The following is a 12,548-nucleotide window of genomic DNA, read 5'->3' on the forward strand; positions in this document are numbered from 1 at the left end:
CTTGATCAGCGGCTGTAAAGCTGCTGATAGGCCTGAGCCATCCGGCTCAAGCTGCTTTGCTGGCACACAAACTCTCGGGTGACGGCACGCAGGCTATGGCACTGCAGCAACCCTTGTGCCAGAAGCTGGGCAAGGCGGCCGGGATCCCGCTCCGACAGGATATGGCCGCTGGCCTGGCAGACGATCTCTCTGGCCGCCCCCACGTCGCTCATCACCACCGGCACCCCGCAGGCCTGCGCTTCCAGCACGCAAAGCGGCATCCCTTCCGCCAGCGAGGGGAGGCAGAAGAGATCCAGCCCCTGATAGAAGCGCGGCATGTTTTCGACCAGCCCCAGAAAATGGACCCGATGGGCGATCCCCAGCTGCTGACACTGTTGTTGCAACGCATTTTGCAAACTGCCGACCCCTGCCAACGCAAGATGCACCTCCTGTGGCAGGGTGCGGATCGCCTCCAGCAGCAAGGTGTGACCCTTGACCGACTCAAGGCGGGCGGCGCACCCAATCAACTTGACCCCTTGCGGCAATCCCATCTCCTGACGGGCGAGGGCGGCGGCGCCCGGGGCAAAGCGCAGCTCATCGATGCCGTTGGGGATCACGGTTGGCGAAAGCTGGCCCAGCTTGGCCAGCAGCTGGTTGGCCACCGGCGTGGCATCGGCCACCAGAATGGGTTTGAAGGCGCGTAGCCCCCACAGGGCCAGCGTGCGCTGATGGGGATCATCGAGATACCAGGCATCGTGCTCTGTGTGTACCAGGGTGGGCACCCGGGCCAGCCGACTGGCCAGACAGCCATAGAGCATGGGCCCCAGATGGTGGGTATGTACTGCGACGGGCTTGAGTTGGCGCAGCAGTCGGGTGAGCCGCCAGAGGGTCGCCAGCGACCAGCCTGCGGGCTTTTCCAGGCAGTGAATATGGTCTGCGAAGGGATGCAGGGCGGGCCATGCACTTAGTACATCCCCTTTGTGCCCTTCGAGGGAGATGATATGCACCGGTTGCTCGGCGGGGCTCGCCTGCGTGAGGTTGAGCACCATGGTCTCCAGCCCGCCGGGCTGCAGGTGCTGCACTATTTGAACGATGGAGCTTCTGCGGGGATGGGGTCTGTGCGACGGGGTTGATGACAACATGGTTCGCGCTCCGGCAAGGGAAGGGGTAACACCCCGGATAACGGGAGAATGCGAATCTTGTACCACTCTTGCGATCTACCCACAGAGGCGATCAGCTCCTCTGGTGGCACTGCCTTTGCATCGTGCGAGGGGAGCGCTTTTCTCAGGGAGTGATGCCATGCCTGTCCAGTTCTATTACAACCTCTACATCATTCTCTTTGCCGCCTGGCGCCGTCGCTATCTGCTGGTGATCCCGGTACTGGTGATGCCGCTGGTGGGCGTGACGGTCGGCCTGCTCACCCCCAAGGAGTATGAGAGCCGCACCACCTTTATGGTGCCGCAAGATGCCAACCAGACCCCGACCCTCAAGGATCTGATCACTCAGGAGAGTCTCAAGGATCGCTTTGCGGTGCTCGAAGCCCTGCTGCGCAGCCGTTATGTACTGGATGGGGTGGCGCGGGATCGCGGTCTGGTCAATGACGAGACCCCGCCAGCCCAGCGTGATGCCATTATGGACTGGCTCTCGAGTGCCGTCTCGCTGCGGCTGATCGGTGATGAGGTGATCGAGATAAAGGTAAAAGCGGATTCGGCGGCCAACAGCGCCGGGCTGCTCGAAGCCATTTCGCGGCGTTTCTTCTTCAACCTGCTTAGCAAGGGGCGCCAGTCGGCGGAGTCGTCCGAGCGTTTCCTGCAAAGCCAGCTCGACAGCCGCCGCAGCGAACTGCAAGCGGCCGAGCAGCTGCTCGCCGATTTTAAACGGGAGCATGCCAGCGCCTTGCCTCAGCAGCAGAGTACCAACGTCGCCCGTCTCTATGGTTTGCAGGAGCGTTATGCCGAGAGCCTGATCACCTTGCAGCAGGCCAAGGCCCGGGTCGATCAGCTCTCGCTGGGGCAGGAGAGCCAGCTGGCCCGCCAACTGGATGAGAAGCTGCAACTGATGCGCACCGAGCTGGTGTTGCTGCGGGCCCGCTACAGCGACGAGCACAGCAAGGTGCAGAGTCTGCGCTATCAGATTGACCAGTTGCAGCAGGAGTTCGAGCAGCTCAAATCCCAACCGGATATGGCGCGCGGGCCCGAGTGGCAACTGGCCCAGACGCAGCTGACGGAGGCGGAGCAAAACGCCGCCGGCCTGAAGAACCAGCTCGATGGGCTGGACAAGGTGGTCGACTCCCAGGGCGATACCGAGCGCCAACTCGCCGAGCTGGAGCGGGATTTGGCGGTCAAACGCACCCTCTATCAGGATTTGCTGCTGCGCTATGAGAAGGCCAAGGTGACCGGCGATCTGGGCAACTTCGAGCAGGGGGAGCGGATCAAGGTGATCGACAAACCCTTTGCCCCCAGTAAGCCGAGCAACTACCCGCTCTGGCTGTTTCTGCTGGCGGGCATTGTTGGCGGACTGGGGCTCGGCTGCGGTCTGGCGCTGGTGGCCGAACTGGCGGATGCCAGCCTGCGCCGCTCCGATCAACTGGCCGCCCTGATCAAGGCGCCGGTGCTAAGCCGCATTCCCTACTGCGAGCCAGTACCGGACTATCCATCCCACAGTGATCAGGCGCTGGATGGGCAGGTATTGCCCTTGTCACCGGAGCCGGGTTGATTGCCGTAAAAACGGGCTGCCAGCCTGAATCTGGATATTTCTGAAAAGGCCTTGTGATAAGGCCTTTTTTATATTGTACGGATGGTGGAGTAAACATCGCGGCAAGCCCCATAAAAGAGGAGATAGGCTCCATTTTCTATTTCCGTTTCTTGACTGAGGTTTTATCCAGTGATACAAGTGGAACCGGCGCAAGGCTATTGATAATAGACCTATAAGAAGGACTTATAAGTCAGATGCTGGTTGGTAATACAGTGATTTTAATATTATCTATTGGTTGTGATGACGAGGGTAGGGCAGAGCTAGATGGAAGGCGTTACGAAGGCATTAATAGTGTTTTCCATCCTATTACCGTTAGGCGATATTAAGGCTGGCTTGAAATTATGAGGGATAAACTTTGGCAATAGAATCACCATTATTTCAGAGTGCAATGGAGTTACTTGGTCACTCTATTACACATTACAATGGTAAGAAAGAGCTAGACCGAAAATTGTTGATTTTGCATTTGGCAAATGCAGTGGAATTAATATTGAAAGATTTAGTGCTTGACTCTGGTGAATCTATATACAAAGGGCCAAAGGAAACAATTACTATTCAAGGTTGTATAAAAGTATTGCAAGATAAGTCTATAAGTCTACCCTTACTAAATAAGATAGAGTTGTTAGTTGACGAAAGAAATGCTCTACAGCATCGTTTTGGTTCTCCGAATGAATTGACCAGTATTTTTTACATGAATATAGCAGAGAATTTTTTTCGAGAGGTTCTGAAAAAATATTACAGTCAGGAGTATGATGAAATTATAGTGCAGTTTTCAGATGAGTCTGACTTGCTTGAGTATAAATTGAGTGATCCAAGTAATGACCAAGAATTAGATAAGCTTAAAGATTTAGCTAAAATACATCCTTTAGGTGCATTACTCTCGGCTTGGACATATCTCGAAAAAGAAGTTGAAGTATTTGCAGAGGAAACAGGCATAAAATTTCTCCAACGTCGCCCTGCAACCACAGATCTGGTCAATGGTCGTTGGGAGCGATTCGGTGTAGCGGTACCTGATGGATTGAGTGACCGTTTCCATGAAGCACGTCGATTAAGAAACATGGCAGCACATGGCCGCCTTGAGCCGACGGTCGAAGATGTCATATCTTCAGTTGATACAATTGAAGCATTAGATAAATACTTATTGAGCCTAGATAAATCTGTTATTAAGCAAAGTGCCCAAATTGAGAGAGAACGGCATGAAAAAGAGCAGAAAGAGTATCTTGATAAACGTTCTAAAGAGCGCCAGCCAATAAAATTCATTGATTTGTTCGGTGGTACGGTAGCCTAACAAGCCCTTGAATAGGGGGGCTGCCAACGTATGGTGTTTACAGCTCGTAGGTTCGATTAGCGGGTGGTAGGCATAATCGGATGCTCGCTGTGACACTCCACTTCAATGCTGTAACTACGCCCCGACCGGTGCCAGTTCGAGGGTGATTTTTTGTGGGAGGGGGAGAAGTGGCAAGATGGAAGGGTTTTAGCGAGTTAAATAGAAATGTTGCAGAAAGACCGCGAACGTCCGATTACGCTTCGCTAATCGAACCTACTGCCCTTAAAAAATCGTAATGAGGAGAGACTATATTGATAAATCATCTGTTGTCACGCTCTGCTGAACTTGAAAAAAACTTACTGGAATTTTTAGTACTGCCTCCCTTCGATGACTCACAAAGAATCATGGTGAGCAGAGTCATGTGTAGTATTGCTTTCGAGCATGCTGAAAGTGCCAAAATGCTTATATCAGCAGGTAATCTAACCTCGGCTACGGGGCTTGTTCGTCTTCAATATGAGGCACTGGTTCGGGCAATGTGGCTGCTCTACGCTGCAACCGATACAGATGTTTTAAAGTTAACCAGCGAGCTGACGCAGGAGACGGCAAATAAGGCAAATAAGCTTCCTATGCTCAGCGAAATGTTAGAAAAACTACAAGGAAAGTCCCCTCAAGAACCGTTGGATATGTTGAGAGAATTCAAAGAGTATTCTTGGAAACCTCTTAGTTCGTTCATCCACGGTGGACTTCATGCAATCCATCGCCACAGTAAGGGTTATCCACTTCCTTTACTTGAACAGATGGTCAGAATATCCAACGGGGTGTCGTTAATGGTGGGCATGCTGTTAGTTATATTGCATGGTGGTGGTGAGCAGGTAGGTAAAATCCCACGTATTCAAAGAGAGTTTGCTGATTGTCTACCTGATACAAAGTTGTAAAGTTCAATAAGAAGTGTCGTAAAGAGCCGCCAGCCCCATGTTTTAGTCGAGTAGCCTGCCTCAGCCCAATCATGAGCACAACTGCTGTATATGCTCAGCCACTTATCCTTGTTTCCAGATAAAAATCAGGGAGCCATGGCTCCCTAATCGCGACACACGGGGTGATTAACTAGCCGATAGCTGGCGATTGTTGCCAGTTGGCTTGCTGCGGACGGCCTTGAGTTCGGCGTTGATAGCGCCAGGCCAGCAGTAGCGGCATACCGAGCAGCAGCTGGGCGGCCAGCGGGATCTCCTCGATGGGGGCGGCCAGTGCACCTTCCGGAATAATGCCCCCTTCAATTTCGGCCGCCAGTTTGAGCTCCAGCGCATTGCCAAAGTCGGCGAAGGTGGTGGCATTGATCACAAATGCATCCTGACCGCCCGCCACGTTCTCCACATACCACTCTTGCAACACCCCATCGGCATAGTCCTGACCTATGGTGATGCCGTTGATGGTATCGATGCCTGAGGCGAGCAGTTGATCCCGCACGGTAGAGGTATCCAGCCCGTTGTTCTGGATACCGTCACCTGACACATCCATCACCTGGCGGGCGGCGGTGTAGTTGTTGGTATCAAACTGCTGGGCACCAAAGGCCATGGCCGAACCGGGGGCCGTCATCCCCGCATAGGGGCGTACTAGGGCATCCAGGGTGGCGGCGAAGTTGTTGATGGAGGTCATGTCGTAGAGGTGGAACCAGTCGGTCATCAGACTTTGCTGGTTGCTGCTGCTCCACATGATCATCTGTACGGCGATGGACCCGAGTTTGCCGCCACTGGTGTCGAGGATGGCGCTTTGTACATCCTGACTGTAAAAGGCGTCCACATACCCCTGTAATTGCAGATTGAATTCCGATGAACTGACGCTGCCCGACACATCCATCAGCAGTTGCAGTTCGGTATCGACTTCGGTCAAGGCGTATGCGGGGGAGGTTACCAACAACATCCCCAGCAGCCCTGCCAACGGTTTGAGTTTCATTGCTCACTCCTTCTCCCTGGCGCTAGTGCCAGCAGGGGGAATGAATAAAGCGTGCCAGCTTTGTTGCATCCTCTGACTTGGCTTGATCCGGGTGAGGCCGGGCAGGCATGGAACTTGCGAGAACTTGCGTCAGCGGTCAAAAGCGCTGATAACCGGCAGGAGTTGCGATGGAGATCCGTCCCTGGCAGTGGGCACCCAACTGGCTGCTACTTGGTTTGGCCAATCAGTGGGGCATGGTGTGGCTCAATATGGGCCACTTCAACCTGCTGGTGGTGTTGCTGATTGCTATCTGGTGGCAAATTGCATCGCGGGTTGCACCGAGCTGGCGTCCGCATCCACTGGCGCTCGCCCTGTTTATCCTGCTGATCCTGATCCCCAGCGCCAGTTGCAAGGCGCTGGCCTGTCTGCTGTTGGTGGCCTCGCTATGGCGCCGTCATCAGAGTGGCGATGAGCGGGCGGTGTTGCAGATTGTGCTCGCCTTTACCGTGGCGGTGTTGTGGGGGCAGCAGGTGTTTGCCCTGCTCTCCGGCCCTGTGCTGGCGCTCGATGCCTGGGGGGTGGGCCAGTGGTTGCAGCTGCTTGGCTGGGAGACTCGCCTTGATGGCAATCGCATCGAGCGGTTGGGGGGCCATGCCCTGATTGTGCTCAAGGGGTGCTCCTCGTTTTCTCAACTCTATCTGGTGGTGCTCTCCTGGCTGGTCTCCTGCTGCTGGCTGGCGCCGGATCGACCTCTCTACCGGCAGTGGCCCATGTTGCTGCTGGTTTGCCTGCTCTATATCGGGGCCAATCAGCTGCGGTTGGTGCTGATGAGCCTGGATCTGCGCTGGTATGGCTGGCTCCATACCGGCTCGCTGGCCCAGCTCTACCAGTGGGCCATCATGTTGTTGGTGATGACCATCCTCTTTATCCGGGGACGCCGTGATGCATCTATCTAGGGGATATCTGTTGCTGTTGCTGGTGGCGCTGCTCAGTGCTGCCGCCATGGGCTGGCGTTATCAGAACCGGGCAGTTAACGAGGGGGCCAAGCCCATGCTCCTGGAGCTGGTCCAGATGGGCTGGCGCTTGCGGGTGGCTACGCCGGTATTGGGCGGCACCTATGTCAGCTATCAGCTGGCCCATCCCCGCTGTGATGGTCTGCTGCAGGCCATGCTGGTGGCGCCGGATAGCGAGGCGATGTCAGTGACGCTGGCGGGTGAAGGGATGAGCCAAGGGGTGATGTTTTTAGGCGAGCTGCACCAGAGCCCGCCGCTGCTCTCTTACCGTCTGACCCAGGGTTGGCGCAAATTGTGGGGGCTGGCCCCTTATCCCCTCTATCGGGTGGCCTTGCCGACTTCTTGCATTGACCTTATTGCGCCGCCGCTGGGGTGACCGACCCCGGTTCACCGTTTGGCAGAATTCGGATCAGCAAGGTATTGGGGGCCAGCATGGGGTCATAGCGGGGCTCCAGCTCAATGGCGCGAGAGCCCAGCAAGCGGGTGAGTACGGTTAGCCGCACGCTCGCTATCCGCGCACTCTCCAGCATGTCGGTTTGCAGCCCGGGGCCGCTTACCAGCGCAATTCGGGCCGGATCCTTGCGTCCTAAAAACTGATGCAGCTGCTGCTCCTGATCCGCTGGCAGTTGTGTCTCCGCTTGCTGGTACTGCAGTTGCAGCTGGGGCTGTTCGGCCATTTGCTGTTCCCGCAACTGGTTGAGGATCGGCAGGGTCTCATTGACCGGCTCCTGACGGGCGCAACCGGTGAGGATCAGCAACGGCAGCATCAGGGGCAACAGGCGGCGCAGGGCGCTGTCTTTGGCTGTGGAGCGGGGAATCTGGTTGGCCATACGCAGTCACTTCAGGAGGATGAGTTGGCACCAGTTTGCAATGTTTTCAATCCCTTGGCCAGTTGTTCAATCTCGCGGCGCCACTGGATCCAGGCGGCAGAGGGCAGTTGCTCTGCCACCTGCCAGCGGGTCGGCAGCTGATCCCGCAGGCGCTCCAGCAGCAGGGCGGCTTCCACCTGATAGCGGGCCTCCTGCTCCAGCCAGGCGAGCCAGCGCAGATCTTCGATGGCTTGCTGCAACAGCAGCAGATCGTGGGAGAGGCGGTGCGCCTCGCAGGCTTGCGGGCCGAGCAGCATAAAGTCGCTCTCCCGCCCATCGGTGGGGTCATAGGGCAGGGCGGTGGGCATGCGGCCATGCCACTGCAAATAGCCCTCGGCGCCGCTTTGCCACAGATAGAACCCGGCGGCTCTCGGGGTGCCCAGATTGTAAAACCAGGGGGTGACCTTGTGTTGGCGCACCCGCGCCACATCGGCCTTGTCGGCGCCAAAACCTGCGTTGATCAGGGCAATCTCCACCTCTGCCAGCAGACCAACCTGACCCGGGTGGTTGAAGTGGCCTGCGCGGATCACCGCCGGATCCCGCCGTTTCATCTCCCGCGCCAGGGTGGTGATGGTGGGCAGGGTGGCGAGATCCGGCTCATCAAACAGGCTCCATGCCAGCGGGGGCAAGCCGCTGGCGGTCAGCCCCTGTTGCCGCGCCTGCCACTGTTCGAGCTGGCTGGCAGGGTCGCCCCCCCAGCGTTTGAGCGGGGTATAGGCCAGCAGGGGCGGCACAAAGCCGAGCCCGGCTGCTTCTCCCATGATCTCCCGCATCCCCGCTTCATCCTGTGGCAGGGCGGGCGAGAGGCCGCTGATCCCGAGCTTGGCGAGCCGCTGCAGATCGCAGCGACTGGCCACAGCGATCTGCTCTTTTAGCGCCTCGGGGTCGGGGCTTAGCCAATTCAGATAGGGGGGCGCTTCGACATAGATGCCGACCGGCTTGCTGGCCGCGGGCAGGGTCAGCGGCAGCACCTCGATAGTCAATGGCAGCTGCACCAGTTGCTGCTGGCTCAGCAGCTGAATATTGCCGAGATAGCGCCCCGCCGGCGCATCGCGTGGGACGGTGATCTGCAGCACCAGACGCCGTGGCACGTCTGCCAGCAGGGTGAGCCCGGCGACCCCCTCGACCAACTCCTGATCCGAGGGGGCCAACAGGGTGCCACTCGCCTGCGGGCGAACCAGATGCCACTTGCCGTAATAGGGGGTCAGCGCCAGCGGCGATCCTGCCTGCTCGGGAGGGTGGATCACCAGCAAGGGGGCCGGATCGTCGGTGGCGGCGTGGATGGCAAACTCCAGCAGCAGCTGGCTGCCACGGGCGGCCAGCACGGGTTGTGAAGCCTGCTTCAACGCATCGGCCGCAGATAGCGGGGCGATCTGCAGGGTTGGGGCGGCATCCGTAATCGGCGTGAGGCTCAGTTGCTGTGCAGCTGGGGCTGGGGTTGGGGAATAGGGGGCCAGAGTCCACTTTTCCAAAAACAGCTGGCGCTGCTTGGTCAGCACGATGGCGGTAGCGTCGGCCAATACGGCGAGATCTTTTCCACTATTCGGGAGAGCCTCTTTGCTGGTGGAGGCCGGATAGGGGGCAAGCAGCAGCCCCGCCAGGTATTTGGCATCCGGTGAGTGGCCCACCAGTGTGATAGTGAGCGGGCCGCCGGGGTGGTTCAGGGTGACATGGACCGGGCCGCCTTGACGCGCCCCGAACAGCTGCCAGGGATCCGGATTTGGCAGTGCCTCGCGGGATTGTCCCGCCAGATAGCGCTGCGTGAGCCACTCCTGTGGTTGCCACTGTTCGGCCCAGATGGGCTCGCCATTGACCAGCACGCTGCGCTCGAAGGGGTGGGGCAGGTACTCCCATTCACCTGGGTCATCCAGCCAGAGGGTGAGCTGGTAGCGCCCCTTGGCGACCTCCAGCCGTACGCCATCCAGATTGCGCAGCCCATCGCGCACAAGGGCATCGCCGGAGGGGCGCAAGATGGGGGTGGGATGGCCAATCAGCCGGGGATCCCCCGGGCTCAGGGGCTCAAAGCCGGTAAAGCGGGGGGCGGTGGAGGCCCCCAGATCCAGCGCAATGGTGCCCTTAGGCAGGGTCAGACCGGGCACCCAGTACCAGCGGTGAATGGTCATGGAGGGGGCGTTATCGGCCATAAAGAGATAGAGCTTGGTGAGTTTGTCCAACGCCAGCGCTCTGGGTTGGCTGGTGCGCCACTCGCTTAAGGCAAAGCGCTGGGTGAAGGGGCCGGGTGCGACAATCCGCTCCAGATTGACCCGGCTGCGGTAGTTGACCGAGGCCTCGTCGTCGATACGCAGGATCAGGGTTTGCGGGTGGGCGCTGGGGTTATGGCCCTCGATCACCAGTTCATCATCGCTGCCTATTGGCCAGTTGTGGGGGCTCAGATCGAGCCGCTGGGGTGTCTGGTTACTGGTTAGGGGCAGCGGGGTCTGCCCCTCCAGCCGGGTGGCGGCCATTGCTGCATGGCAGCAGAGCAGGATAACCAGCCAGAGCCCTCTGCTCATCCGGCCAGCCCCTTTAGCCAGTTGTTCAGCTCGGCAGCCTTGTGATCCCAGCTTTGCAGGGCCACCTGCTGCTGGCGAGTGTGGCGCCCTTCGCTGCGGGTGAGCCCCTCCCAGCCACTCTCCTGAAACCAGCCCGGATTGGGTTGATCAAAGGCGGCCCGATTGATGGCCTGGGCCAAGCTCTCCCCACTGCGGGGGAGCTGGATCTGATCCCGATAGCCATCGAGGGCCGGAAAATCGGTGCTGACGATGGGTCGCCCTGCGGCCAGATATTCGCGCAATTTCAATGGATTGCAGGCACGGATCTGGGCGTTGTCGACAAAGGGCAGCAGACTCACCTGCCAGTGCTGGGCATAGGCCGCCAGCGTGTGATGGGGACGGGGCCCCAGCAGATGGATATTGGGGAGCCCCTTGAGGGGGGAGATATCGGTCTGGACCGGGCCAATCAGCACCAGATCCCAGTGTGGCAGGGCGGCGGCCGTCTCTGCCAGCAGAGGGATATCAATCCAGTCGCTCAGGCTGCCGTAAAATCCGGCAATGGGGCGGCCGGAGGGGAGATCCGCCGGACGCTCTCTGGGGGGCATAAACAGCTCGAGATCCACGCCGTGGCTGAGGAGCTGGGTTTTATGAGGGGGAAAGCGGCTGGCCAACGCGGGGCTGGCGGCCAGAATGAGATCCGCTTTTTCCACCAGTCGGGCTTCGCAGTGAGCGATGGCCTGATGATCCACCCCCGCCAGCGCCGAGAAGTCATCGCCGCAGTAGTAGATTACTGCCCGCTCTTCGAGCTTGCCAATCAGATCGACGGCGCTGGGCAGGGAGATCCAGAGCAAGGGGCGATCCAGCTCGGGCAGCTGACGCCGGATCTGCGCCGCTAGCCAGTGGCCATTGATCTTGCCCGCCAGCCGACTGCCGGGCAGCGGTAAGGCGAGCGGCGGCAGAACCCGGGGGCTGCTGGCGTCGATTGGCGCAACCGACTGGCCGCCAGCATGGCGCGCGCCGCGCAGCACGGCCCCCAGTTTGCGGACGATGCGGGTGAGATCATGAAGGGTAAAGCGGGGGCAACGCATGCCGATGGAGTTGACCCAGAGCACTTGATAATCGGGCAACAGACGCTTGATCAGGTGTTGGGTGCTGGAGGGGTGCTGGCCCCAATCCTCTCCCAATACCACCAGTTGCGGCAGTGAGTGTGGTTTCATGCAAAGGTCTCCGAAGCGTGTGCGAGGTCGCTGTGATCTTGTGGCTGCAACGGGCGCAGTACGGTGGCCGGTACACCCGCTGCCAGCACACCGGCGGGCAGATCCCGAGTGACGACGCTGCCTGCGGCGACAATGGTACCGGCGCCTATGGTGACACCGGCCATCACCATCACCCCGGTGCCGAGCCAGACATCCTGCTCAAGCACAATGGCCCCCACCTGTTCATCGCGATCCGGTTTGCCAAGAGCGCGATCGCGGGCGTTGACCGGGTGCCCCGGGTAGCCCGCCAGAAAGGCACGCCCTGCAATCCGGACGTTATCCCCCAGCACTATCTTGCTGCCTACCGCCAGGGTGGTTTGCCAGCCAATCCCGACATTGCGGCCAATCACCAGCCTTGGTGTCTGGCTCGATGCGCGGCCGCTGATGGTCATGGCGGCGCTGAGGCGGCAGTCGGCACCAATTTCGATGATGACCGGACCGCTGATATAGGGGATGCCGCCATAGAGATAGAGGCGCGGGGCGGGGGCCGTCAGGCGAGATTGAAACAAGGGGGTCCACCAAAGGGTGCGGGTCAGGGTTGCCAGCCCGTTGCTGCCCAGCAGATAGAGCCGATAAAGCAGCCGATGCAGGGGAGGGACCACGGGGAATGACCAGTGGCGGGCACTTTTGGCCAGTCGCCATACCCGGCGAGCCAGTGGCGTTTCCCCCTGTTTGGCCCAGCTTTTCATCCGGTGCAGGTTGATGGTGTTCATAGCGACCTCTCCCTCTGGTGCAGTCCGTTGCTCGCTAAGCAGAAAGCAGGGATCGGGCCAACAGGACGACCTCGGCGTGATCGGGCCAAATGGGGCTAAGAGGTGGGGCAGATTGCGCCGGTTGGTGCAATTTGCAGCCAGTGTTGTGCAAAACGCAAATGCCAGTCTCATTCTGGGCTTGTTCAGGCCGGTTAAGCCGCACAGAGGGGCTATCGCTTCAGGGCGGGAGTGAGTGGCGTGGGCTTTGCATTAGCGGTAGCTGACCCGAAGCAGGATGCT

11 protein-coding genes are annotated in these 12,548 nt (G+C 58.9%); 5 read left to right on the forward strand and 6 right to left on the reverse strand.

The annotated features are described in order from the left end of the window. Positions 1 to 5: 5 nt before the first annotated feature. Positions 6 to 1,121: a glycosyltransferase gene (locus G5306_RS02170; RefSeq protein ID WP_421312249.1), complete on the reverse strand. Its 1,116-nt coding sequence runs from the start codon at positions 1,119 to 1,121 to the stop codon at positions 6 to 8. A 157-nt stretch (positions 1,122 to 1,278) separates the two neighbouring features. Between G5306_RS02170 and G5306_RS02175 the strand changes: the two genes are divergently transcribed. The 3 genes from G5306_RS02175 to G5306_RS02185 all read left to right on the forward strand — a co-directional run bounded on the left by G5306_RS02175 (position 1,279) and on the right by G5306_RS02185 (position 4,932). After that, complete coding sequence (locus G5306_RS02175) at positions 1,279 to 2,694, forward strand: GumC family protein (protein WP_279496143.1); 1,416 nt, start codon at positions 1,279 to 1,281, stop codon at positions 2,692 to 2,694. A 394-nt stretch (positions 2,695 to 3,088) separates the two neighbouring features. After that, on the forward strand, positions 3,089 to 4,018 hold the full coding sequence (locus G5306_RS02180) for a hypothetical protein (RefSeq protein ID WP_227094636.1): 930 nt from the start codon (positions 3,089 to 3,091) through the stop codon (positions 4,016 to 4,018). A gap of 290 nt (positions 4,019 to 4,308) precedes the next feature. Beyond that, a complete protein-coding gene (locus tag G5306_RS02185; protein ID WP_162518306.1) occupies positions 4,309 to 4,932 on the forward strand; it encodes a DUF6988 family protein in 624 nt (207 codons plus the stop codon). Between the two features lie 169 nt (positions 4,933 to 5,101). Here the strand turns inward: G5306_RS02185 and G5306_RS02190 are convergent, their stop codons facing one another. After that, a complete protein-coding gene (locus G5306_RS02190) occupies positions 5,102 to 5,947 on the reverse strand; it encodes a DUF1194 domain-containing protein (protein ID WP_257690979.1) in 846 nt (281 codons plus the stop codon). Between the two features lie 167 nt (positions 5,948 to 6,114). Between G5306_RS02190 and G5306_RS02195 the strand changes: the two genes are divergently transcribed. Continuing rightward, complete coding sequence (locus G5306_RS02195; RefSeq protein ID WP_100645977.1) at positions 6,115 to 6,882, forward strand: hypothetical protein; 768 nt, start codon at positions 6,115 to 6,117, stop codon at positions 6,880 to 6,882. After that, on the forward strand, positions 6,869 to 7,315 hold the full coding sequence (locus tag G5306_RS02200) for a hypothetical protein (RefSeq protein ID WP_088869109.1): 447 nt from the start codon (positions 6,869 to 6,871) through the stop codon (positions 7,313 to 7,315). The genes G5306_RS02195 and G5306_RS02200 overlap by 14 nt, the downstream gene beginning before the upstream one ends. Here the strand turns inward: G5306_RS02200 and G5306_RS02205 are convergent. Genes G5306_RS02205 through G5306_RS02220 form a run of 4 tightly spaced genes read right to left on the reverse strand, consistent with a single transcriptional unit; the run spans position 7,293 to position 12,269 of the window. Then, positions 7,293 to 7,769 (reverse strand): hypothetical protein, encoded by a 477-nt coding sequence (locus G5306_RS02205; RefSeq protein ID WP_421312253.1) that lies wholly within the window; start codon positions 7,767 to 7,769, stop codon positions 7,293 to 7,295. The two genes, G5306_RS02200 and G5306_RS02205, sit on opposite strands and share 23 nt — an antisense overlap. Before the next feature lie 11 nt (positions 7,770 to 7,780). Further along, entirely contained in the window at positions 7,781 to 10,321 is a 2,541-nt protein-coding gene (locus G5306_RS02210) for a hypothetical protein (RefSeq protein ID WP_216962425.1), read from the reverse strand. Then, positions 10,318 to 11,517 (reverse strand): glycosyltransferase, encoded by a 1,200-nt coding sequence (locus G5306_RS02215; protein ID WP_216962428.1) that lies wholly within the window; start codon positions 11,515 to 11,517, stop codon positions 10,318 to 10,320. The genes G5306_RS02210 and G5306_RS02215 overlap by 4 nt, the downstream gene beginning before the upstream one ends. Then, a complete protein-coding gene (locus tag G5306_RS02220) occupies positions 11,514 to 12,269 on the reverse strand; it encodes an acyltransferase (RefSeq protein WP_421312256.1) in 756 nt (251 codons plus the stop codon). Before G5306_RS02220 ends, G5306_RS02215 begins: the two co-directional genes overlap by 4 nt. Between the last annotated feature and the right edge of the window lie 279 nt (positions 12,270 to 12,548).

It is taken from the genome of Aeromonas sp. 603404 (genome assembly GCF_049171775.1).
GTDB lineage: Bacteria > Pseudomonadota > Gammaproteobacteria > Enterobacterales > Aeromonadaceae > Aeromonas > Aeromonas veronii_A.